Origin of the sequence: Qipengyuania sp. R86523 (assembly GCF_044596365.1) — a bacterium.
In the GTDB taxonomy this organism is placed as follows: Bacteria; Pseudomonadota; Alphaproteobacteria; order Sphingomonadales; family Sphingomonadaceae; genus Qipengyuania; species Qipengyuania citrea.
Genome location: NZ_CP138997.1, coordinates 2154752 through 2177424 on the forward strand (window position 1 = coordinate 2154752; position 22673 = coordinate 2177424).

Consider the following 22673-nt stretch of genomic DNA (forward strand, 5'->3'; position numbering starts at 1 on the left):
ATCGGGGAAAAGCATTCGAAGGCGGGGAAAGCGTTGGCTTTTCCCGCCTTTTTACTTGCGTTTGAGACGCAATACTCCATGCTATTGACATGGATGTAAGCAAGCTACCGAACCATCATCCGGTGCCCTGGAACACCACGTTCGAACCGCTGGCGCTGCCCGCCATGTTCGCGCGGACGGTGCAGGCCCGCCCCGATGCGCCTTTGCTGTATTTTCTCGGCCGCACCTTCACCTATGGCGAACTGTTCCGCGATGCGCAGGCCTTCGCTCATGCGCTCAAGCGGCGCGGGATCGCGCCGGGCGACCGTGTCGGGCTCTTCCTGCCCAACGTCCCGAGCTATGTCGTCGCCTATTACGGGGCGATGATGGCGGGCGCGGTGGTGGTGAATTTCTCGCCGCTCTATTCGGTCGAGGAACTCGAGCAGCAGGTGGCCGATTCGGGCACCCGCCTGCTGGTTACCGTCGATGTACCCGAGCTCTACGCCACTGCGCAGAAGGTGCTGCAGGGTTCGGCGCTCAAGACGCTGGTCGTCAGCTCGCTGGCGCAGATGCTGCCGTTTGCCAAAGGGCTCGCCATGCGCGTGTTCGCGCGCAGCAAGATCGCGCGCGTTGACTATGGCGAATCGGTCCTCCGCTGGGACGAATTCCTCGAGGGCGGGCGAAAGCACGGGGGCAAGCTGCCCGAGATCGCCCCGCAGGCGCTGGCCTTGCTGCAATATACCGGCGGGACGACGGGGACGCCGAAGGGCGCGATGCTCACGCATGCCAATCTGTCGATCAACGCGCAGCAGGTTGCCGGGCTCAATCCCTATGGCGACCCTTCGCACGAGGTCTTCATGGGCGCGTTGCCGTTCTTCCATGTCTTTGCCAACACGGCGCTGCTCAACCACGCGGTGGTGACGGGGGCGGCGATAGCCATGGTCCCGCGGTTCGATGCCAAACAGGTCCTCCAGACGATCGAAAAGCACGGGGCGACCGGATTTCCGGGCGTGCCGACGATGTTTCAGGCGCTGCTCGACCATCCCGACCTGGACAAGACCGATGTGTCGAGCCTGCGAGTATGCATCTCGGGCGGCGCACCGCTCCCGGCGCCCCTGCGCGAGAAGTTCGAAGCCAGGACCGGCGTACGGCTGGTTGAAGGCTACGGGCTTACCGAAAGTTCGGGTGTGATATCGACCAATCCCTACGAAGGCACACGCAAGCCGGGGACCATCGGTCAGGTTGTCATGCAGACCGAAGTGCTGCTGCTCGACAAGGAAGATCCCAGCGTCCTCGCGGCGGAAGGCGAGCCGGGCGAGCTCGCACTCCATGGTCCGCAGATCATGCAGGGCTATTGGAACCGGCCCGATGCAGCGAAGGACGTGTTCGTCGAGCATCAGGGCAAGACTTGGCTGCGCACCGGCAACGTCGCCACGCTCGACAGCGACGGCTTTCTCGAAATCGTCGATCGGATCAAGGACATGATCGCGGTGGGCGGGTTCAAGGTCTTCCCCAGCCAGGTCGAAGACGTCCTGCTCGACCATCCGGGGGTGAAGGAAGCGCTCGTGATCGGACGGCCCGATTCCTATCGCGGCGAAGCGCCGGTGGCCTATGTCACGCTCAACGCCGACGCTCAGGCGACCGGCGAGGAACTGCGCGACTGGCTCAATGCCCGCGTGGGCAAGCACGAACGTGCCGACGAAGTGGTGATCCGTGCCGATCTGCCCAAGACCATGATCGGCAAACTTGATCGCAAGGCGCTGCGCGCCGAAGTGCTCGGCTGACCATACGACAAGGCCGCCTGCGTTCGCACGCAAGCGGCCTCGTGATGTAGCAAGGGCTAGAGGTCAGCCGGCGACGGTCAGCTCGGGCTTTGCCGAGCTTGACGAAGGCGCGGTAGCCGCGCCGCTCTTGGCGTTGCGATGCGCGAAACGTCCCTCGACCTGAGCGCCCTGTTCGATCGTGAGCGCATCGTAGAAGACGTCGCCGGTAATCTTGGCGGTCTTGAGGATCACGAGTTCACGCGCGGTGATCGATCCCTCGACGGTGCCGGCAAGCCGGGCGGTTTCCGCCTTGATCGCGCCCTTGACCGTGCTGGTTTCGCCCTGAACGAGCGCGGAGCAGGCGATATCGCCTTCGACCGCGCCATCGACATGCAGATCTGCCGAAGCGGTGATGTCGCCGGTGATCGCGAGGTCCGATCCGAGGACCGAGAAGGTGGAATTGCTCTTGCTGGCCATGCGCTCGCGTCCCTGATTACTTGGTACGGGCGGGGTTGGGGCTCCGCCGGATTTCTTCGAGAACATCAGGAGCGGTCTCCAGGAAAGTGCGCGGATTGACCGCGCGATTGTTGATACGCACCTCAAAGTGGAGATGCGGGCCGGTCGAACGGCCGGTATTGCCGATGGCCCCGATCGTCTCGCCCGCGACGACGCGCTGGCCGACTTTCGCGTTGAAGCGCGACATATGCGCATAGCGCGTCATCAGGCCGTTGCCATGCGTGATCTCGACCGTCTTGCCATAGCCGCCCTTCCAGCCGACGAAGCTGACGCGACCGTCCGAGGCAGCGCTGATTGGCGTACCGATCGCCCCGCGGAAGTCGAGGCCCTTGTGCATCGCCCCGCCGCCGTTGAACGGATCGCGGCGGAAACCGAAGCCGCTGGAAATCATGTCCTTATGCGCCGGCGTCACCTGCGGCACGCCCGCGAGGCCACGCTCGAGCGCATCCATGCGTGCGATCGACAGGCCGAGCCGCACGAAGCGCGGGTCGATCGAACCATCGGCTTCGGTGGCGAGGTTTTCGAACGGACCACCCATCGCGCCGCGTTCGGCGGTGCGGATCATGCTCGCAGAATCGAGCCCGAGCTTTTCGAGCGCCGTGGCAGCGCGTTGGGCGCGCCAGTCGGCATAATGCGTGAGGCCTTCGACCAGTGCGAGCTGGCGTGCTTCGATACGGGCGAGTTCGGCGGCTTCGGGAAAGGCTGCACTGACCTTCTCGACCGTCTCGGCAGCCTCCGACGCGCTGTCGCTGACGCTGCTGAATGCCTTGAGGTCTTCGGGCAGCGCCTCGCCCATCGCTTCGAGGAATTCCATGCGGCGGTTGAGGTCGTCCTTCACCGCGGCAATGTCCGCGCCATAGGCATCGACGCGCTCTTCGGCCGTGGCGACGCGGGCTTCGCGGTCGCGGAGCGAAAGCCGCTCGGTTTCCGCGCGATACTGCGTCCAGCCGGCAATCGCGACCGACGCGGCACATACCACCAGCGCAGCCAGCGCCAGCGCTGCTGCCGTCATCTGGACCTTGGAGGATATGGTTATGAAGCGCACTTGGCCTTCGGATCGCATGAAGAATTCGCGATCCGGAAACCAGCTGCGCACGCGATTCGCCAAGCCAATGATGGCGTTGCTGTTGCTCAAAACGACCCGTCCCTTATGGTCTTTTCACGTCCCACAGCCGGGCTACCAAACGATGGTTATGAAATCGAATCGCGGTTCCCACAAAATCTACGAACCGACGCATCGATGGGACGAGTCGTTTTTATACAATCTTTCAGGGGATCGATTTTGCTTGCCGAAACGAAGTCCAATATTCCCAAGGGCTTAGAATCTTCAAGGGTCGAAGCGAGCAAGCCATTGTATAAGAACGACAAATTCCGGGGCGGAGCACTTTGACGGGCCCGCGGCGTCGAATCGGGCTGCTTGGCGGCAGTTTCAATCCGGCCCACGGCGGACATCGCCGCATATCGCTCTACCTCTTGCGCGCGCTTGCGCTCGACGAAGTGTGGTGGCTGGTCTCGCCGGGCAATCCGCTCAAGCCCAGGACCGGGATGGCGCCGCTCGCAGCCCGCGTGCGATCGGCAATGGCGCAGGCCCGGCGCGCGCCGATCCGGGTAACCGCGATCGAGCGCGAACTGGGCACCCGCTACACCGTCGATACGCTCGGCGCGCTGACGCGGCGCTATCGCAAGAACGATTTCGTCTGGTTGATGGGATCGGACAATCTGGCGCAATTCCATCGCTGGAAGGACTGGCGCGGAATTGCGCGCACGATGCCGATTGCGGTTATCGCGCGGCCCGGCTATGATGCCTCTGCAATCGCGAGCCCCGCGATGGCCTGGCTGAGGCGCTTTTCCGTGCCGCTGTCCAGCTTTGTTGGAAGGGGCGAATGGAGCGCACCGACACTGGTGACCTTGCGTTTCGATCCCGATGAAAGGTCGGCCACGGCAATTCGCCGCGCCGATCCCGATTGGGCCTTACGCTTCACCGGACCGCCTCCAAGGGACCAACTGACGCATCGCTTGATACTGTCGGGGGAGGAAACCACCGCGCCATGATGCGCGCTGGTCCTTCCATGGCCCAAGCCTCTCAATTCAGGAGCATCGCATCCGCCTATGACACAGGCGCAATCCATCCCGGCATCCGCCGGTTCCAATCCGGCACAGGTGATCGACTTGTCTGACGCAAACCTCGACCCGCTGCTCAAGCTCGTGCTGACGCAGCTCGATGACGACCAGGCGCAGGACATCGTGACCATCGATCTGAAGGGCAAGAGCTCGATCGCCGACCATATGGTCATCGCCTCGGGCCGCTCGACCCGCCAGGTCGCTGCCATCGCGCAAAAGCTGGCCGAGAAAATCAAGCAGGCCGGTTTCGGTCCGGTGAAGCTCGAAGGGCTTCCCGCGGCCGATTGGGTGCTGCTCGACGCGGGGGATATCGTCGTCCACCTGTTCCGCCCCGAAGTGCGCAGTTTCTACAATCTCGAGCGGATGTGGGCCTTCGGCGATGCGCCGCCGGTGGCCGGGAACGCCTGACGCCAGACCGATCTTGAGCAGGGCCGGCCGACGCCCGGTTGGCCCGATCGGACCATCGCCTGCCGGAGGGGTGCGCCATTCTCTTGCATATCATCGCCCGCGGCAAGATCGCGCGCTCGCCCGAAGCGGAGCTCGTGGCGCGCTATGAAAAGCGGCTTATCTGGCCACTGCGCCTGACCGAACTGCCCGAGACGGGCGGGCGCATTCCCGAGCCGCAAACCCCGTGCAAGACCGTGCTGCTCGACGAACGCGGGCAGGATCTGCCGTCCGAAAAGCTCGCGGCCATCCTTGAGCGTTGGCGCGACGACGGGATGCGCGAATGCCGCTTCGTGATCGGCGCTGCCGATGGCCATGCCGATGACGATCGCCGCGCGGCCGATCTGCTGCTCGCCTTCGGCCGGGCGACGTGGCCGCATCTGCTGGCGCGCGCGATGCTGGCCGAACAGCTCTACCGCGCCACGACGATAATCGCGGGTCACCCCTATCATCGCAGCGGCTGATCGGGCAGATTGCCGCGATGCGCCGCCCCGCCGTCATCGCCGGATTGCTTGCTGCGGCCTGGCTGGGGCTGCCCGCCACCGCGCAGGCGCCTGCCCGGATCGACACCGTCGAAGACGCGCAAGCCGCGCTCGATGCCGCGCGGCAGCAGCAGCGCAACGCTCGCGCCCGCGGCGAACGGCTCGAACAGCGCGCCTCGCGGTCGCGCGAAACCGCGCAGAAGGCGCGCAGCGCCGCTGCCGCCCTGGCGGCGCGCGTCCAGCAGGCCGAAGCCGGTATCGCCGCCGCCGAAGCGCGCCTGCAACTCGCCAATAGCAAACGCCGCAAGCTGGACCGCGAACTGGCTGCCCGCCGTGCGCCCCTGGCGCATCTGGCCGGCGCGCTGCAATCGATGACGCGCAGGCCGCTATCCCTTTCGGCGCTCCAGCCCGGGTCGCTGCGCGACCTGGTCTATACGCGCGCCGTGCTCGACAGCACGATCCCGCTCGTGCGCGAGCGAACGGCGGCGCTGCGCAGCCAGCTCGACCGGGCCCGCGCGCTTCAGGCGGAGGCGCGCGCGGCGGTAAGCGATCGCCGCGACAGCGAAGCCACATTGCTGCAGCGGCGCAAGCAATTGGTGGCGTTGGCGGCGCAGGAACGGCTCAAGGCACGGCAGGCTGCCGGCGGCGCCGATCGCGAAGCGCAGCGCGCGCTGGTCCTCGCCGAACAGGCTATCGATCTCGACCAGCTGGTTGCCCGCCTCGAATCCGCCGGATCGCTGCGCAAACGGCTTGCGTTGCTGCCCGGACCGGTGGCGCGGCCGGCAAACCCCGCTGCGGCGACCATCTCCGCGACGCCGCGCCCCCAGCCCAGCGCCACCCAGCCGCCGCAGCAATACCAGCTGCCCGTGGCGGGCAGGATCAGCGCGGGCTTCGGCGAAGCGGGGGCCAGCGGCCAGCGCCAAGCGGGGATCGCACTCGACGCGCGCGGCAGCGGACAGGTGGTCGCGCCGGGTGCGGGGCGCGTGATCTTCGCCGGGCCCTATCGCGGCTTCGGCCGCATTGCGATCGTCGAACATGCCAATGGCTGGACCAGCCTGGTGACCGGGTTGGCGTCGCTCGATGTGGCAGTCGGCCAGGCGGTCGACGCGGGGTCCCCGCTCGGCCTTGCCCCGCAGCACGGCGGCGAAGTGGCGCTGGAACTGCGGCAGGATGGCGAACCGGTGAACCCGCTCGATTACCTGCGCTAGGCGCTGGTCGAAACCGGCTCGCGCGTACTGCGTAATGCTGCTCATCTGGCATTAAGCGCGCACAGGCGATAGATTAGCCTGCGCAAAGGAGTCCTCTCGCCCATGAAATTCGCCGCTCTCGCCCGTTCGGCCGCACTCGTGACCGCCGTCGCGCTGATTCCCGCGACCACTGCCAGCATGGCGCAGGTCGATGGCCGCGCGGGGGCCGAATTCTCGAAGGTCCTCGGGGTCTACCAGCGGATCAAGGCGAGCTATGTCGACCCGGTCGACGATGAAACGCTGATGCGCGGCATGATCGATGGCATGCTGGCCGCGCTCGATCCGCATTCGGGCTATCTCGACGGCAGCGATTTGCAGCGGCTCGAAACGATGATCGACGGCAATTATTCGGGCCTGGGCCTCTCCGTCGTGGCGGAAGACGGCGCGGTGAAGGTGATCTCGCCGTTCCGCGGCAGCCCGGCCGATATTGCGGGGATCAAGGCCGGCGATTTCATCACCCATCTCGATGGGCGGCTGATCGTGGGGCAGGAGCTCGATGAATCGGTCGCGCAGATGCGCGGCCGCGAGGGTACCTCGATCCAGCTCACGATCTTCCGCCCGGGCCGCGACGAACCCTTCGATCTTTCTGTGAAGCGCGGCGTGATCGAACTCGAACCGGTCACCTGGGAACTGCATGAGGGCAATATCGGCCAAATCATGGTCAATGAATTTTCCCGCGATGTCGGCAGCGATGTCTTTACAGCGTGGGAAGAAATGAAAGCGGAAGCCACCGGCCGGATCGACGGGCTGGTGCTCGATCTGCGCTCCAACCCCGGCGGCTCGCTCGACGAAGCGGTCGCGCTGTCCGATCTCTTCCTCACCGAAGGCCGCATCGTCTCGCAGCGTGGCCGCGCCCGCGGCGAGAATATCGCCTATGACGCCGAAACCGTGTTCCGCGGCGACATCGCCGGCGGCCTGCCGATGGTCGTGCTGATCGATGCTGGCTCGGCGTCGGCTTCGGAAATCGTCGCTGGCGCCCTGCAGGACCATCGCCGCGCCGTGGTGATGGGCGAACGCAGCTTCGGCAAGGGCAGCGTGCAGTCGCTGCTGCCGCTCGGCCGCGATGCGGCACTCAAGCTGACGACGGCGCGCTATTTCACGCCTTCGGGCCATTCGGTCCAGGAAGGCGGGATCGACCCCGACATTACCGTCCCGCAGCTGTCCGATCCCGATCTGGCCAAGCGCGCGCGCTTCCAGATGCGCGAATCGGATCTGCGCGGCCATCTCATCAACGAGATCGGCATCGAGGACGACGCGGTGGAGAAAGATGCGCGCGACGATCCGCGGTTCCAGCAGACCGCCGAGGAACTGGAAGAGCAGGGGATCGAAGATTTCCAGCTGCATTACGCGCTGCAGACGCTGCGCCGCACGAGCCCGATGAACATTGCCGCGCGCGCGAAATAGGCTAGGCCGCGCAGCATGTTCCTGACGCAACACGCCCGTCTCGCCCGCCTGCTCGCGCTTGCCGTACCGGCAGCGCTGCTGGGCGGGGCGTATCTCTCGGAATACGGTTTCGGCCTGTACCCCTGCGAGATGTGCTGGTGGCAGCGCTGGCCGCATTTCGCTGCGGTCGGACTGGCGCTGCTAGCCTACACCGTGACGCCGCGGCGGCTGTGGATCTGGCTTGCGGCGCTCGCGATCGCGCTGTCGGGCGCCATCGGCCTGTTCCACGCAGGCGTCGAATACGGTTGGTGGCCGGGGATCACCTCCTGCGCGGTCATCGCCGGAGGCGGCAGCGGTAATGCGCTTGAGGACATCATGAACACGCCGCTGGTGCGGTGTGACGAGCCCGCCTGGACGCTCGCGGGGATTAGCCTGGCGGGCTACAATTTCCTCGTGTCGAGCGCGGCAGCACTGGCAATTTCCGTCCTGATGGTGAAGGATCGCAACGCATGACCAAGGTGCCCGACCATATCGCTCGCATGATCCGCGTCGACCAGGCGGGCGAATTCGGCGCCACGCGGATCTACGCCGGCCAGCTGGCGGTGATGGGTGATCGCGGCCCCGATTCGGCTGAAATCGCCGGCATGGCAGAGCAGGAAGCGGGCCACCGCGCGCAGTTCGATGCATTGATGGCGCGCCGCGGGGTCCGCCCGACCGCGCTGCAACCTTTCTGGGACAAGGCAGGGTTCGCACTGGGCGCGGTTACGGCGCTGATCGGCCCCGAAGCGGCGATGGCCTGCACCGCGGCGGTCGAAACCGAAATCGACGATCACTATTCGCGCCAGCTCGACCGGTTGCAGGAGACCGGTGAGGACCCCGAACTCGCGGCGATGATCGAGGAATTTCGCGAGGACGAACGCGAGCATCGTGATGCGGCGCTTGCCGCCGGTGCGGAACGTGCGCCAGCCTACCCGCTGCTGTCGGGCCTCATCCGGCTCGGCTGTCGCGCTGCGATCCGTGTTTCCGAACGTGTCTGACGGGAACCGGGACCCCCGCTTTCGCGCTTCATGACCAGTTCACTGCCCGAAGCGTGTTGTCGCTTCGCCTGCAAACGCCCGAGAGGATACCCATGTCGAAATCGCTGATAGCCATTGCCGGTCTTGCGCTTGCCCTACCGGCCGCCGCCCATGCGCAGGACGCGGTGGAGACGGGCGACGACAGTTACAACATGGTGATCGTCTACGGCGATGACGAATGCCCGCAGTCGACCGCCGACCAGATCGTCGTCTGCGCGCGCAAGGCCGAAAACGACCGCTACCGGATCCCCGAAACTCTGCGCTTCTCGCAAAGCCCGGCGAACACTTCCTGGGCCGAACGCGTGGAGCGATTCGAAATGGCAGGCGATTTCGGGATCATGTCCTGTTCGCCCACGGGTGCCGGCGGCTTTACCGGTTGCACGCAGGAAATGATCAATGCGGCCTATGCCGACAAGGCGAATGACGCGGGCGTCCGCTTTGGCGAGATCATCGCTGCAGAACGCGCCAAGCGCCTCGCCACGATCGATGAAGACGCAGCCGCCGAACAGGAACGCGTCGAAATGATCGAGCGCGAATATATGGAACGGCTCGAGCGCGAACGGGCTGCCGAAACCGCCGGGGAAGACGCGCTTCCGCAGCCGGAAGCGGGCGCCGATCCGGAGTAGTCTATCCGCGGTTAACCATTTGCGGCTAGGGCAGTGCAATGGCCGCGCCGCGCAAGATCCTCACCGTGTTCGGGACGCGTCCCGAAGCTATAAAGCTGTTCCCGCTGGTTCACCGGCTAGCACGGGACGACCGGTTTATTGGCCGCGTGTGCATATCAGCGCAGCACCGCGAGATGCTCGACCAGGTGCTCGATATCGCGGGCATCGTTCCCGATCACGATCTCGACTTGATGACTCCCGGACAAACGCTCGATGCTCTCACCGCGCGGGCGCTGGTGGAAATCGGCAAGGTGCTCGATCTCGAACAGCCAGACTGGGTCGTCGTCCAGGGCGATACCACCACCGTGATGGCGGGGGCGATTGCCGCCTATTATCGCAAGATACCCGTGTGCCATGTAGAAGCGGGCCTGCGCAGCGGCGACATCCACCATCCCTGGCCCGAGGAAGTGAACCGCCGCGTTGTCGGCAGTTTTGCCGCGCTGCACTGCGCGCCGACCACGACCGCCCGGGATGCATTGCTGCGTGAAAACGTGGATCCGGCGACCGTCCACGTGACGGGCAACACGGTTATCGATGCCCTGCAATGGGTCACCGCGCGCGTGGGCGACAGCCCCGCGCTGGCGGATGGGCTGCGCGCGCTGGAAGAACGTTTCGCGGGGCGGCGGATCATTGGGGTCACCAGCCACCGGCGTGAAAATTTCGGCGAGGGCATGCAAGCTATCGCCAAAGCGGTTAAGTCGATCGCCTCTCGGCAGGACGTTGCGGTTATTTTCCCCGTCCATCTCAACCCTCAGGTGCGCGCGGTGATGAAGGCCGAACTGGCCGGGCTCGACAATGTCGCGCTACTCGAGCCGCTTGATTACCCGCAGTTCGCGCGGCTGCTCGATATCAGCCACCTGATGCTCACCGACAGCGGCGGCGTACAGGAAGAGGCGCCCGCGCTGGGCAAGCCCGTGCTGGTGATGCGCGAAACCACCGAACGGCCCGAAGGCATTGCTGCCGGAACCGCCCGGCTGGTCGGAACCGATGCCGACAGGATAGTGCGCGAAACCAATCGTCTGCTCGACGACCCGGCGGCCTATGCGGCGATGGCGCAGGCGCACAACCCGTTCGGCGACGGGCATGCCGCCGAACGGATCGCCGATCTGCTCGCAGCCAGCTGACCGGCGTTACTGTTAAATTTACCGACACGCGCTACCACAACCCGCCAAAGGTTCAGGGAAACAGTTTCATGCGTGGTGATACAAAGCCCGATGTGTGCGTCATCGGTCTCGGCTATATCGGCTTGCCCACGGCGGCGATCATCGCTCGCGCCGGCTGTCCGGTGCACGGCGTCGATGTGACGCAGACCGTGGTCGACACTATCAATCGCGGCGAGATCCATATCGAGGAGGTCGATCTCGACGGGCTGGTCCAGGCGGTCGTGCAGCGCGGCCTGCTCAAGGCCTCGACCGAAGTTGCGCCCGCGGATGTTTTCGTCATCGCGGTACCCACGCCGTTCGCCAAGGATGGCAACCACACCCCCGATACCTCCTATGTCATGGCCGCGGCAGAGCAGGTCGCTGCCGTCCTAAGAAAGGGCGATACGGTCATCCTGGAATCGACTTCGCCGGTCGGCACCACGGAGGCCATGCGCGATGCCATCGCCGCGCGGCGTCCCGATCTTGCACTGCCCGGGCTGACCGAGGGGCTGCCCGACGTAAGCATCGCCTATTGCCCCGAACGCGTGCTGCCCGGCCGGATCCTCGAAGAACTGACGCATAACGACCGTTCGATCGGCGGAATCACTCCGCGGTGCGCGCGCAAGGCGCTGGCGTTCTACAAACGCTTCGTGAAGGGCGAATGCGTCACCACCGATGCGCGCAGCGCCGAAATGACCAAGCTGGTCGAAAACGCCTTTCGCGACGTCAACATAGCCTTCGCGAACGAGCTTTCGATGATCGCCGACCGTCAGGGGCTCGACGTGTGGGAGGTCATCCGCCTGGCCAATCGGCATCCGCGTGTGAATATCCTGACCCCCGGACCGGGCGTAGGCGGGCACTGCATCGCGGTCGATCCCTGGTTCATCGTCCATGGCGCGCCCGACGAGGCCAAGATCATCCGCCAGGCCCGCGATACCAACGACGCCAAGATGCACCACGTCCTGGCCCGCGCGCGGGCACTGGCCGCGGCCCATCCGGACGCGAAGATTGCCTGCCTCGGGCTCGCCTTCAAGGCCAATATCGACGACTTTCGCGAATCGCCCGCGCGCTTCGTCGCCGCATCGCTCGCCCGCGAATTCGGCGCGCGCGTGCAGGTGGTCGAACCCTATGCCGGCTCCCTGCCAGCCGAATTCGAAGGCACCGGCGCCGAACTGGTCGATATCGACACCGCGCTAGAGGAATCGGAGCTGCTGATCCCGCTGGTAGACCACGATGTCTTCAAGGTGATTCCGCCCGAAGAGCGGCTGGGCAAGGCGGTTTACGACACGCGCGGGATATGGCCCGACGTGGCCTGAGCTGCAGGGCAGTTCGCTAATCGAGCGCGATATCGGGCGCGTCTTCCTGTTTCATGCCCACGACGTGGTAGCCGCCGTCTACATGGTGCGTTTCACCCGTCACGCCCGATGACAGGTCGGACAGCAGATAGAGGCCCGAGCCGCCGACATCGTCGATGGTGATATTCCGCCGCAGCGGCGAATTGAGCTCGTTCCATTTGAGGATGTAGCGGAAGTCGCCGATCCCGCTCGCAGCGAGCGTTTTCACCGGGCCGGCGCTGATCGCATTGACGCGGATGTTTTCCGGGCCGAGATCGTTGGCCAGATATTTCACGCTGGATTCCAGCGCCGCCTTGGCCACGCCCATCACGTTGTAATGCGGAATGACCTTCTCCGCGCCGTAATAGGTCAGCGTCAGGATCGAACCGCCCTCGGGCATCATGGCGCGTGCGCGCCTGGCCACCGCGACCAGCGAATAGGCGGAGATGTTCATCGTCATCAGGAAGTTGTCGAGGCTGGTGTCGACATATTTCCCGCGCAGTTCGCTCTTGTCCGAAAAGCCGATCGCGTGGACGACGAAGTCGATCGTCTCCCAGCGCGACTTGAGCGTATCGAAGGCGGTGTCGAGCGCATCCATGTCCGATACGTCGCATTCGATCAGGAAATCGCTGCCCACCTGTTCCGCCAGCGGGCCGACGCGCTTCTTGAGCGCTTCGCCCTGGTAGGAAAAGGCCAGTTCCGCCCCATGCTCCGCCAGTTGCCTGGCGATGCCCCATGCCAGCGACTTGTCGTTGGCGAGCCCCATGATCAGCCCGCGCTTACCTGCCATCAACCCGCTCATGCGGCATGCTCCTCTTCTTCCATTTCGCGCGCCAGGGCGGCGCGGCGGCCTTCGTCGGTTTCTTCCGTCTGGCTGAGTTCCTCTTCGGGCGTCTCGGCCAGCGCCGCATTCAGTTCCGCGCCGATAACCACCCCGAGCCCGACAAGCCAGAAAAAGAACAGGACGATCATCACGCCCGCAAGCCCGCCATAGGTCAGGTCGTAGGCGAAGAAATTGCGCAGCACCGCGGGCATGATCGTGGTCACCGCGATCCACCAGATCGTGGTGAGGAGCACCCCCGGCCACTTGGGATACCGCTTGCGCCGGTATTTGGACGGGGTCAGCGAATAGAAGATCAGGTAGAGCGAGCCAAACAGGCCGAGCGACGGCACGATCCGCGACAGGCGCAGCGCCACCACGCGGTCGACCAGCTGGGGAAAATAGGCCTCGATCACCTCCTGCGCCGCGCCGATCAGGAATTGCGCGATCAGGCTGAGCAGCAAGAGAAAGACCGCGGCGAGGATCATGCCCGCGGACAGCAGCCGGTATTTCCAGAAGGCATGCGTCGCCTGCGTGCCATAGGCGCGCCGCAGAATGTCACGGATCGTTTCGATCAGGCTGCCCACGGTCCACAGCGCCACCGCCGCCCCGGCCCAGAGCAGCCAGCCGCTGCGCGCTTCGATCACGTCGCGCGCGACGGGTTCGATGACGCTGCCGACCATTGGCGGCAGCGCATAGAGGACGGCGTTGATGGTGGCCGCGCGTTCGGCTTCCTCGCCGAAGGCGGAAAACACCGCCGCGCCGAGAATGAAGAAAGGGAAGATCGCCAGCATCGACAGATAGGCCAGATTGCCCGCGTGGATGAACCCATCGTTATAGGTGCCGATCAGCGCACGCTTGGCGACTTTCCAGGCGCGTGTTCCCGGGCCGACCTGCTGTTCGATCCGGCCGCGCAGATCGCGGGCTTCCTCGCGCCGCTTCTCGGGCGAAAGCGACTGGATTTCGCGTCGCCAGCTGTCCGGCATTTCCTTTTGCGACAAGGGCTACACCCCGAGCTTGCTCCGCGGATCGCTCTCGTCCTTCCATCCATCGAGGCGCTTGGCAAGTTCGTCGAGCGTATCGGGCAGCTGGATTTCGAGCGTTACCAGCTGGTCGCCGCGGGTGCCGGTCTTGCGGGTGAACCCCTTGCCCTTGAGGCGCAGCACGGTGCCGCCGCTGGTCCCGGGCTTGAGCGTCATCATGACCGGGCCATCGACCGTCGGGACGCGGACCTTGCCGCCGTTAACCGCCTCGTCGAGCGTGATCGGCAGGTCGAAGCGCACATCGTCATCATGGCGCTTGAAGAAACTGTGCGGGTCGATCGCGATCGTGACCAGCCCGTCGCCCGGTCCGCCGGGCCCCTGTTCGCCCTTGCCCTTCAGGCGCATCTGCGTCCCGTCCTCGACCCCGTTGGGCAGTTTCAGATCGATCGTCTTGCCGTCCGCCAGCGTGATGCGCTGCGGCTTGAGCGTCGCGGCATCGATGAAGGGGACCCGCAGCCGGTATGCGACATCGGCGCCCTTCTGCGGCGCGCGCCGCTGCTGCGCCCCGAAGGGGCTGCCGCCGGGTCCACCGCGCGGGCCGCGGCCGCCGAACAATCCTTCGAAGATATCGCCCAGGTCGACGTCCTCGGTGCCGAAACCCTGCATGTCTTCGGGCCGGTAGCCGCGTTGGCCGCCGCCGGGCCTGAACCCGCCGCCGCCCATGCCGGCGAAGGGATTGGCCGGATTGCCATCGGCATCGATTTCGCCGCGGTCGAACTGCGCCCGCTTGTCCTTGTCGGACAGCAGGTCATAGGCATTGGTGACCTTGCTGAAGCGTTCGGACGCTTGCGGATTGTCCTTGTTGCGGTCTGGGTGCAACTCCTTCGCCAGCGTGCGATAAGCGCTCTTGATGTCTTTCTCGGACGCATTGCGGCTGACGCCGAGCGTGGCATAGGGATCTGAAGAGTTCGTGGCCATTTGGCGTATCAGCTAGGCACTACAGCGGCACCGCGCAAGCACGCGCGGTTTCCTACGGCTGGGATCGGGGATAGGGGATCGATCATGGATACCGCAATTCTCCTGTCTGTACCGCTCTCGAAGCGCCAACGGCCCGCGCAGAATTTTGCTCCAGAACCGTGTTCCATGTGTTCCAAGTCTCCCACCCCCTAGGAAAGCCCGCATGCAGTCCGACGAAAGCGCCATCCCGCAAAGCGATCCCTTCATGCTCTTCGAAGTGTGGTACGCCGAAGCGAAGGAAAGCGAACCCAACGATCCCAATGCGATGGCGCTCGCAACCGCGTCGGAAGACGGGCTGCCCTCGGTCCGCATGGTGCTGCTGAAGGGCCACGGCCCGGACGGTTTCGTGTTCTATACCAATGCCGAAAGCCGCAAGGGCGAACAGATCCGCGCCAATATGCGTGCGGCGCTGCTGTTTCACTGGAAGAGCCTGCGCCGCCAGATTCGCATCGAAGGCCCGCTGGAGGAAGTGAGCAGCGCCGAAGCCGACGCCTATTTCCATTCGCGGCCGCGCGTCTCCCAGATCGGCTCGGCAGCCAGCGACCAGTCGCGCGCGCTGCCCGACCGCCAGGTCTATCTCGACCGGGTAACGGCGCTCGAGGAACGCTATCCCGAAGGTGACATTCCGCGCCCGCCGCACTGGACGGGTTTCCGGCTCAGCCCGCGGCGGATCGAGTTCTGGCAGGATCGCCAGTACCGGCTGCATGATCGCCGGCTGTTCGTCCGCGATGCTGCGGAAGAGGCGTGGTCCGACACGCTTCTGTACCCATGACGACCGATCGCGCCCTGCTCGCGCGGTCCGCTGCCGTCGCGTCGATCTCGGTCGCGCTGATACTGGTCGCGCTCAAGACCTGGGCTAGCTGGCGGACCGGGTCCACTGCCATGCTCGGCAGCCTGGCCGATTCGGCGCTCGATCTCGTGGCCAGCCTTGCCACGCTGACCGGCGTCTGGATCGCGTCGATGCCTGCCGACGAGGATCACCGCTTCGGCCATGGCAAGGCCGAGGCGCTCGCGGCGATCTTCCAAGTGATGCTGATCGCGCTTTCGGCATTCGGCATTGCGGTGCGCGCGATCATGCAGCTGGCGGCGGGCGGGCCCACCGCTGCGGCGCAGGAAGGCATCGCGGTATCGTTGATCGCCATCGCGCTCACTTTCGCGCTGCTTTCCTGGCAGCGATTCGTGATGAACCGGACGCGGAGCCTCGCGATCCAGACCGATCACCTGCATTACAAGTCCGACCTGCTGCTCAACCTTGCCGTGATCGCCGCGTTGGTGCTCGACCAATATGCGGGTTTCGGGATCGCCGATCCGCTGTTCGGCCTGGCCATTGCCGGCTGGCTGGCATGGGGCGCATGGCGCGGGGCGAGCGATGCGGTCGACGATCTGATGGACCGCGAATGGCCCGACGAAAAGCGCCAGGCCTTCGTCGAAGCTGCGGCGCGCCATCCCGAACTGTCCAATCTCCACGACCTGCGGACGCGCACCAGCGGGAACCGCGACTTCGTCCAGTTCCATGTGGATCTACCCCCGGCGCTGACCATTGCGGCCGCGCATGCGATCATCGACCGGGTCGAGGCCGACCTGATCGCGCAGTTTCCCGGAACCGAATTGCTGATCCACATCGACCCCGAAGGCCATGTCGACGAGCCCGACAACCCGCTGGTCGAAGACAATGAATTCGCCAAGCTGGAGAAAGACGCATGAGCCGCACGATACCCTATTGGCATGTCGACGCATTCGCCAACCGGCCGTTCACGGGCAACCAGGCTGCGGTGATGCCGCTCGAGCGCTGGCCCGACAATGCCGAATTGCTGGCGATCGCCGAAGAGAACAATTTCGCCGAGACCGCTTTCCTCGTCCGCGACGAGAGTGGCGCGGCCGAGTGGGAGCTGCGCTGGTTCACCCCGGCCGAGGAAATCCGCCTGTGCGGCCACGCCACGCTGGCGAGCGGACATGTGCTGTTGACCCGCGATGGCGGCGACAGGGTCACCTTCCGTACGCGCAGGGCCGGGCTTCTCGAAGTCGCGCGCACCGGCACGGCATACGAACTGGCGCTGCCGCTTATCCGCAGTGCGCCGGGATCATGGCCCGAAGCGGCGGCGTTGCTCGGCTCCGAACCGGCCGAAGTGTGGCTGAACGAGGATGGCTACGGCATCTATCTGTTCGACAGCGAAGCGCAGGTGCGCGCACTCGATCCCGACCTGCGCGGCCTGGGCGCGCTGGGCAGCGACCAGTTCATCTGCACTGCGCGCGGTTCGGACAGCGATGTCGTCAGCCGCGTGTTCGTACCGGGGAGCGGGGTGGACGAAGACAGTTTCACCGGTTCCGCCCATGCCGCGCTGACCTATTTCTGGACCGAACGGCTGGGACGCGACAGCTTCACCGCGTTCCAGGCGTCGCAGCGCGGCGGCCATGCCACCTGCCGCCGCGATGGCGAGCAGGCGATCTTGTCCGGCGACTGCGTGACCGTGGTCGAGGGCCGGTTCCTGCTGCCCTAGCTGGCGGGGTACAATTCGATGAGATCGGCCAGCTGCTGCAGCATGGCGCGGCGCTCGGGCGCGTCGGAATGGCCAAGCCTGACGACGGTGAGCTTCTGCGCGGGCGAAACGAAGACGTACTGGCCCATGTGCCCGATCATCGAAAAGGCGGATTCGGGCGCGCGGGCGGGGATCAGCGGGTGCTGGTCTTCACCCGTCGGCCGGTTGAGCCATGTCTGCAGCCCGTAATGCGGGCTCTTGGGGCTGGGGGTGACCATTTCCTCGACCCAAGCGCGCGGCACCAGCTGTTCGCCGCGATAGGACCCCTTGTTGCGCAGCAGCTCACCCAGCTTCGCCCAGTCGCGGGCGGTGGCATGGATCAGGCTGCCGCCGATCAGCGTGCCGGCGCGATCGAATTCGGGCACCACGCTGGTCATGCCCAGCGGTTCGAACAGCCGTGCGGCGAGATAGTCGGTCACCGCCTGCCGGCGGATATCGGGATCGCTGCTCCCGGTCAGCGCCCGGGCCGCGATATCGGCAAGGATGACAGTGGTGTTGGAGGAGTATTCGAACCGTTCGCCCGGTTCGGCCTCGAGCGGCTGCGCGGTGGCGTAATCGGCCATGTCGTCGCGCCCGTCGAGGAACAGCATGCGCACTTCGCTGCTGTCATAGGGTGGATCGCCGGCCTCGGTATGTTCGAGCCCGGCGCGCATCTGCAGCAGGTGGCGCAGGGTGATTTCGGCGCGCGGATCGCCGGTGCGCTGCCACCGGGGCACGGGCGCGGGCGCATCGAGCCGGAGCTGCCCGTCGGCAACCAGCATGCCGATCATGATCGCGGTGACCGTCTTGGCCATGGACCAGCTGACGAAACGCGTGTCGGCATCATATCCCGGCGCATAGCGCTCAACCGCCAGGGTTCCTCCGTGATAAACCACCAGCGCGCGGGTTTCGCCAAGGCCCTCGCGCGTGAACAGATCGTCCGCTGCCCGCGCCAGCGGCCGGGTGGGCGCGCCGGGCTGCTTGCTTACCGCAGCGAGCGCTTCTTCGCTGAGCGGGGGTTCCTGCGCCGGTCCGGACGATCCGCAGGACGCAAGGCTTGAGGTGGCGAGCGCAAGCGCGATAAGGGGGGTGGGCCGCATGAACATATGTGCGTCACTCGCATGAAGGAATCCCGCTTGGCAACGGCCAAAACCCGCACTCGCAAAACCCGCCTCTGGTTCTGGTCGATCCTGCTTGTCGCCGTGCTGCTCGGTGCGGCGTGGCTCGCGTGGGGCGAAGGGCTGCGCAAGACCGGCGGGGCAGGGGTTGCCTATGCCGCGCGGGTCGGCTGCTCGTGTCGTTTCGTCGCGGATCGCAGCCTGGACGATTGCGCCAAGGACAGGCTGGCAGGGATGGAGCTGGTTTCGCTCAGCGATGACGCGGCGGCCAGGAGCGTCACGGCATCGATCCCGCTGGTCGCATCGGAAACCGCCGCCTACCGGGAAGGCTATGGCTGCGTCCTGCAGGAGTGGCGCGACTAGGCGGCGACCCGGGTCGTCGAATCGATCCATCCGCCGCCAACGACCCTCTCGCCCGCGTAGAGGACGGCCGCCTGGCCGGGCGCGACGCCGAATTCCGGATCGGCAAAACGGATCGCAACTTCGGCCCCATTGCCCAGCGAGCCTTCGAGCGTGACCGGCACCGGTTTGGCGAGGCTACGCACCTTGGCGGTCAGCGGGACATCGGGCAGCGGACCGATGCGGTTGGTCTCGATGATCTGCGCGGCGGTCACGGCCAGCATGCGCTTGGGCCCGACCCTGACCTGTGCGGACGCGGCGTCGATGCCGACGACATACAGCGGTTCGGGCTGGCCCCCGATGTCGAGTCCGCGGCGCTGGCCTACCGTATAGTGGATGACGCCCTTGTGTTCGCCCAGCTGCTCTCCGGTCGCGGCATGGACGATCGCCCCCGGCTGTGCGCCTTCGGGCCGCATCTTGCGCACGATCTTGGCATAGTCGCCATCGGGTACGAAGCAGATATCCTGGCTGTCGGGCTTGGCAGCGTTGCGCAATCCCGACCCTTCGGCGAGCTCGCGCACTTCCGCTTTCGGCATGCCGCCGAGCGGGAAGCGCAGGAAGGCCAGCTGGTCGTCGGTGGTGGCGTAGAGAAAATAGGACTGGTCGCGCGCCGGATCGGCAGCGCGGTGCAATTCGGGGCCGGCGGCCCCCATGACGCGCTTCACGTAATGCCCGGTGGCAAGGCAGTCCGCCCCCAGTTCACGTGCCATGTCGAGCAGATCGGTGAACTTGGGCCCCATGTTGCAGCGGATGCAGGGCACGGGCGTGCGTCCGGCGAGGTAGTCGTCGGCGAATGTCTCGACCACTTCTTCGCGAAAGGCGCCCTCGTGGTCATGGACGTAATGCGCGATGCCCAGCCGTTCGGCTACCTCGCGTGCATCGCGGATGTCGTCACCGGCGCAGCAGGCGCCCTTGCGCCCCGTGGCGGCGCCGTAATCGTACAGCTGCAGGGTGATGCCGATGACTTCGGCACCGGTCCTCGCGGCGAGCGCGGCGACCACCGAACTGTCGACGCCGCCCGACATGGCGACGACGATGCGGCATTCGGCTGCCGGTCGCGGCAGGTCGAACAGAGCGGCGGCCTGGTCCGGCGAAAGGATATCGGTTGCGGGCATGGCAAAGCCATACACGGATTGGCGCGAGGCCGCCAGATACCACGGGCTGGCGAGCGCTGCTGCGACCTTCACGATCCGTTTACCATGGGTCGCCTATGTACGGAGACCATGTTTGAGGGCCGCTCCAAAGAAAAAACGCTACCGGATCAGCGCGGAAGCGCGGATCTGCGCCAGTTTCGCTGGACCGATCTGGTTGCGAAACTCGCCGCGACTCGCGATTTGCGCGACGAATTCGAACGAGTGGAGGCTGGCTTCAATGCCTTTGGGCAAGCCCGCCGCGAGGGCAATGAAGAAGGTAAACTGACCGTTAACCAAGCTGCTTTAAGCGATGGAAAAGCCGCCCCCCTAGGTCTTGGTCATCCCGCGAACGACGCGGACCAAGGCGACAGAGAGTAGAGAATGATCGAAAACCAGGACATCCGCCCTGCACAGGTTATCGGGCCGCTTGGCGAGCCGTTAACCGTGGACGACTTGCCTTCGCCCGATACGAAGCGCTGGGTGGTGCGGCGCAAGGCGGAAGTGGTCGCGGCGGTGAATGGCGGGTTGCTGACGATCGACGAGGTGCTTGAACGCTATTCGCTCAGCCTCGAGGAATTCGCTTCGTGGCAGCGCGCTGTCGATCGGTCGGGCATGCAGGGGCTGCGCGTCACCCGGATTCAGCATTACCGCGACCTTTACGAACGCCAGCTCAAATACTGATCGCCATTCGTCACGGGAACGATTTGACTCCTCCATCGCTGCGCGTTCATCCTCGAGCCGAATTCGGGGAACCGGTCAGCCCATGCTTTCGTTGAAGGCACATCGGGTTGACGGGAAGAACAGGAGGAATTCGAATGGCTTGGATTATCGCTATTATCGTCGGTGGGATTATCGGTTGGCTGGCTAGCCTGGTTATGAACCGCGACGCCTCGATGGGCATCTTTTGGAATATCGTCGTCGGCATCGTCGGCTCTTTCATCGGCCGCTTCATCGGTTCGCTAATCGGGGTCGGCTCGACGCTGACCGAATTCAGCATTCCGGGTCTGCTGATGTCGCTGGTCGGTGCCATCGTATTGCTCGGCATCGCCAATCTCATCCAGCGTGGCCGCGTCCGCTAAGCCGGGTCACTTACTGAAGTTTCAGGGCGGGGCGTCGCAGGACGTCCCGCCCTTCGTATATGCGGCAGCGCTGCTTGTGGCGCGCGGGCGACATTCGTCCGGCTATACCGGCCCCCGGTCGAAGCGTCGATTGCCCTGCGCTGGGCCCGGGTCTATCGCCTCCATGCGAAATTCTTGCGCTGAGTGATATAGCAATGTAATACACTGCTCGTTCGCAGCGCTTCTGGGGCAGGGTACGACATGAATTACGAGTCAGGTGTAATGGCCGAGAAGGGCGATCCGATCACGGTCGACTTCGATCCCGACGAAGACGACCGTCTCGAGAAACGGCGTACGGATCGCCGCAGGATCATCATCATCGCCGGCCTTATCGTCCTCGGTCTCGCGATTGCGGCCTATTTCGCCATGCGTGGTGGCACGACGACCCCCGCCGGGGAAGAAAACGCGCAGGCGCCCACGGTTACCGTGGTGCGTCCGGGGCGGACCACGGTCGAAGGTGAAATCACCGCGACCGGCTCGCTCGCCGCGCGGCGTGAAATGCCGGTCGGCGTCGTGGGCGAGGGCGGCCGTGTCGTCTCGGTGCCGGTCGATGCCGGCGACTGGGTAAGTCAGGGCCAGGTGCTTGCCCGGATCGACCGCTCGGTCCAGTCGCAGCAGGTCCAGAGCTTTTCCGCACAGGTCCAGGTCGCGCAGTCCGATGCCGATCTAGCGCAGGCCAATCTCGATCGCGCATTGCAGCTGGTCGAACGCGGCTTCGTTTCGCAAGCCGATGTCGACCGGTTGACCGCGACCCGCGATGCCGCCGTCGCACGCGTCCGCGTGGCGCAGGCGCAGCTGGCCGAACTGCGCGCGCGCAATGCCCGCCTGGACATCCTCGCCCCCGCGGCGGGTTATGTACTCGAACGCAATGTCGAACCCGGCCAGACGGTCAGCGCCGGTTCGCCGCCACTGTTCCGGATCGCCCGCGGGGGCGAAATGGAACTGCTCGCGCGGCTGAACGAGGACGCGCTGGCGTCGATTTCGCCGGGAACGCGTGCGCAGGTGCGCCCGGTCGGCACCGACAAGCTGTTCACCGGGCAGGTTTGGCAGGTTTCGCCAATCATCAGTGAGCAGGATCGCCAGGGCACTGCACGCATTGCGCTGAGCTACGCTCCGGGCCTGCGGCCGGGTGGTTTCGCCACTGCAACGATTGCCAGCGGCACGGTCGTCGCGCCGATCCTTCCCGAAAGCGCGGTGCTGTCCGACGAGGACGGCGCTTATGTCCTGATCATCGATGGCGAGGACAAGGCCGAACGCCGCGCGGTGACCACCGGCACGGTCACGTCGAAAGGTATCGTGATCGCCGAAGGGCTGAACGGTTCGGAACGTGTCGTGCTGCGCGCAGGGGGCTTCCTGACCGAAGGTGAAACGGTCCGGACGCAGCTCGCCGAGCTCGACGACTAAGCAGGGGTAACTC

The 22673-nt window shown here is 65.4% G+C and carries 26 protein-coding genes; 19 read left to right on the forward strand and 7 right to left on the reverse strand.

Annotated features, from left to right (window positions below):
* Positions 1-89: 89 nt before the first annotated feature.
* Positions 90-1763, forward strand: a complete 1674-nt coding sequence (locus tag SJY12_RS10595; RefSeq protein ID WP_397505330.1) for a long-chain fatty acid--CoA ligase — start codon at positions 90-92, stop codon at positions 1761-1763.
* A 63-nt stretch (positions 1764-1826) separates the two neighbouring features.
* Here SJY12_RS10595 and SJY12_RS10600 read toward each other — a convergent pair whose 3' ends face one another.
* Positions 1827-2219: a polymer-forming cytoskeletal protein gene (locus tag SJY12_RS10600; protein ID WP_050601450.1), complete on the reverse strand. Its 393-nt coding sequence runs from the start codon at positions 2217-2219 to the stop codon at positions 1827-1829.
* Positions 2220-2235: 16 nt separating this feature from the next.
* Positions 2236-3321 carry a M23 family metallopeptidase gene (locus SJY12_RS10605; RefSeq protein WP_397505331.1) on the reverse strand — a complete coding sequence of 362 codons (1086 nt, stop codon included), beginning with the start codon at positions 3319-3321 and terminating at the stop codon, positions 2236-2238.
* 323 nt (positions 3322-3644) lie between these two features.
* Here SJY12_RS10605 and SJY12_RS10610 point away from each other — a divergent pair, with 323 nt between their 5' ends.
* The 10 genes from SJY12_RS10610 to wecC all read left to right on the forward strand — a co-directional run bounded on the left by SJY12_RS10610 (position 3645) and on the right by wecC (position 12134).
* A complete protein-coding gene (locus tag SJY12_RS10610) occupies positions 3645-4310 on the forward strand; it encodes a nicotinate-nucleotide adenylyltransferase (protein ID WP_269420603.1) in 666 nt (221 codons plus the stop codon).
* 57 nt (positions 4311-4367) lie between these two features.
* Positions 4368-4787 carry a ribosome silencing factor gene (rsfS, locus tag SJY12_RS10615; RefSeq protein ID WP_050601448.1) on the forward strand — a complete coding sequence of 140 codons (420 nt, stop codon included), beginning with the start codon at positions 4368-4370 and terminating at the stop codon, positions 4785-4787.
* A gap of 77 nt (positions 4788-4864) precedes the next feature.
* Complete coding sequence (locus tag SJY12_RS10620) at positions 4865-5287, forward strand: 23S rRNA (pseudouridine(1915)-N(3))-methyltransferase RlmH (protein ID WP_397506694.1); 423 nt, start codon at positions 4865-4867, stop codon at positions 5285-5287.
* A 17-nt stretch (positions 5288-5304) separates the two neighbouring features.
* Positions 5305-6513, forward strand: a complete 1209-nt coding sequence (locus SJY12_RS10625) for a murein hydrolase activator EnvC family protein (RefSeq protein WP_397505332.1) — start codon at positions 5305-5307, stop codon at positions 6511-6513.
* A gap of 102 nt (positions 6514-6615) precedes the next feature.
* Positions 6616-7956, forward strand: coding sequence for a S41 family peptidase (locus tag SJY12_RS10630; protein ID WP_063506519.1), 1341 nt, complete (start codon positions 6616-6618; stop codon positions 7954-7956).
* A gap of 15 nt (positions 7957-7971) precedes the next feature.
* Positions 7972-8448 carry a disulfide bond formation protein B gene (locus SJY12_RS10635; RefSeq protein WP_050601445.1) on the forward strand — a complete coding sequence of 159 codons (477 nt, stop codon included), beginning with the start codon at positions 7972-7974 and terminating at the stop codon, positions 8446-8448.
* The gene (locus SJY12_RS10640) at positions 8445-8972 is read left to right on the forward strand and encodes a demethoxyubiquinone hydroxylase family protein (RefSeq protein ID WP_063506521.1); all 528 of its coding nucleotides are present in this window, start codon (positions 8445-8447) and stop codon (positions 8970-8972) included. The genes SJY12_RS10635 and SJY12_RS10640 overlap by 4 nt, the downstream gene beginning before the upstream one ends.
* A gap of 92 nt (positions 8973-9064) precedes the next feature.
* On the forward strand, positions 9065-9637 hold the full coding sequence (locus tag SJY12_RS10645; protein WP_063511053.1) for a hypothetical protein: 573 nt from the start codon (positions 9065-9067) through the stop codon (positions 9635-9637).
* Between the two features lie 38 nt (positions 9638-9675).
* Positions 9676-10800, forward strand: coding sequence for a non-hydrolyzing UDP-N-acetylglucosamine 2-epimerase (gene wecB / locus SJY12_RS10650; protein WP_050601442.1), 1125 nt, complete (start codon positions 9676-9678; stop codon positions 10798-10800).
* 68 nt (positions 10801-10868) lie between these two features.
* Positions 10869-12134 (forward strand): UDP-N-acetyl-D-mannosamine dehydrogenase, encoded by a 1266-nt coding sequence (wecC, locus tag SJY12_RS10655; RefSeq protein ID WP_397505333.1) that lies wholly within the window; start codon positions 10869-10871, stop codon positions 12132-12134.
* A gap of 16 nt (positions 12135-12150) precedes the next feature.
* Here the strand turns inward: wecC and fabI are convergent, their stop codons facing one another.
* From fabI to SJY12_RS10670, 3 genes are read right to left on the reverse strand one after another with little or no spacing between them, the layout of a single operon-like run.
* A complete protein-coding gene (gene fabI / locus SJY12_RS10660) occupies positions 12151-12954 on the reverse strand; it encodes an enoyl-ACP reductase FabI (RefSeq protein WP_230832255.1) in 804 nt (267 codons plus the stop codon).
* Complete coding sequence (locus tag SJY12_RS10665; protein ID WP_397505334.1) at positions 12951-13958, reverse strand: YihY/virulence factor BrkB family protein; 1008 nt, start codon at positions 13956-13958, stop codon at positions 12951-12953. The genes fabI and SJY12_RS10665 overlap by 4 nt, the downstream gene beginning before the upstream one ends.
* Before the next feature lie 18 nt (positions 13959-13976).
* Positions 13977-14933, reverse strand: coding sequence for a DnaJ C-terminal domain-containing protein (locus tag SJY12_RS10670; RefSeq protein ID WP_050601438.1), 957 nt, complete (start codon positions 14931-14933; stop codon positions 13977-13979).
* 202 nt (positions 14934-15135) lie between these two features.
* On the opposite strand from SJY12_RS10670, the gene pdxH reads away from it, so the two are divergent.
* The 3 genes from pdxH to SJY12_RS10685 are packed head-to-tail and all read left to right on the forward strand — an operon-like array spanning position 15136 to position 17470.
* Positions 15136-15744: a pyridoxamine 5'-phosphate oxidase gene (pdxH, locus tag SJY12_RS10675; RefSeq protein ID WP_160766265.1), complete on the forward strand. Its 609-nt coding sequence runs from the start codon at positions 15136-15138 to the stop codon at positions 15742-15744.
* Positions 15741-16676 (forward strand): cation diffusion facilitator family transporter, encoded by a 936-nt coding sequence (locus SJY12_RS10680; RefSeq protein WP_348031402.1) that lies wholly within the window; start codon positions 15741-15743, stop codon positions 16674-16676. The genes pdxH and SJY12_RS10680 overlap by 4 nt, the downstream gene beginning before the upstream one ends.
* Complete coding sequence (locus SJY12_RS10685; RefSeq protein WP_397505335.1) at positions 16673-17470, forward strand: PhzF family phenazine biosynthesis protein; 798 nt, start codon at positions 16673-16675, stop codon at positions 17468-17470. The genes SJY12_RS10680 and SJY12_RS10685 overlap by 4 nt, the downstream gene beginning before the upstream one ends.
* On the opposite strand, the gene SJY12_RS10690 is transcribed toward SJY12_RS10685, so the two are convergent.
* Positions 17467-18594, reverse strand: coding sequence for a serine hydrolase (locus SJY12_RS10690; protein ID WP_348031406.1), 1128 nt, complete (start codon positions 18592-18594; stop codon positions 17467-17469). The genes SJY12_RS10685 and SJY12_RS10690 overlap by 4 nt on opposite strands.
* A 30-nt stretch (positions 18595-18624) precedes the next feature.
* Here SJY12_RS10690 and SJY12_RS10695 point away from each other — a divergent pair, with 30 nt between their 5' ends.
* Positions 18625-18969 carry a hypothetical protein gene (locus tag SJY12_RS10695; RefSeq protein WP_233996522.1) on the forward strand — a complete coding sequence of 115 codons (345 nt, stop codon included), beginning with the start codon at positions 18625-18627 and terminating at the stop codon, positions 18967-18969.
* Here the strand turns inward: SJY12_RS10695 and mnmA are convergent.
* Positions 18966-20120 (reverse strand): tRNA 2-thiouridine(34) synthase MnmA, encoded by a 1155-nt coding sequence (gene mnmA, locus SJY12_RS10700; RefSeq protein WP_050601433.1) that lies wholly within the window; start codon positions 20118-20120, stop codon positions 18966-18968. The genes SJY12_RS10695 and mnmA overlap by 4 nt on opposite strands.
* Before the next feature lie 108 nt (positions 20121-20228).
* Between mnmA and SJY12_RS10705 the strand changes: the two genes are divergently transcribed.
* The 4 genes from SJY12_RS10705 to SJY12_RS10720 all read left to right on the forward strand — a co-directional run bounded on the left by SJY12_RS10705 (position 20229) and on the right by SJY12_RS10720 (position 22660).
* A complete protein-coding gene (locus SJY12_RS10705; protein WP_156488744.1) occupies positions 20229-20516 on the forward strand; it encodes a hypothetical protein in 288 nt (95 codons plus the stop codon).
* A 3-nt stretch (positions 20517-20519) separates the two neighbouring features.
* Positions 20520-20819, forward strand: a complete 300-nt coding sequence (locus SJY12_RS10710) for a DUF1153 domain-containing protein (RefSeq protein ID WP_050601432.1) — start codon at positions 20520-20522, stop codon at positions 20817-20819.
* A gap of 134 nt (positions 20820-20953) precedes the next feature.
* Positions 20954-21217 (forward strand): GlsB/YeaQ/YmgE family stress response membrane protein, encoded by a 264-nt coding sequence (locus tag SJY12_RS10715; RefSeq protein ID WP_050601431.1) that lies wholly within the window; start codon positions 20954-20956, stop codon positions 21215-21217.
* Between the two features lie 240 nt (positions 21218-21457).
* Positions 21458-22660, forward strand: a complete 1203-nt coding sequence (locus SJY12_RS10720; RefSeq protein WP_348031411.1) for an efflux RND transporter periplasmic adaptor subunit — start codon at positions 21458-21460, stop codon at positions 22658-22660.
* Positions 22661-22673: the final 13 nt, after the last annotated feature.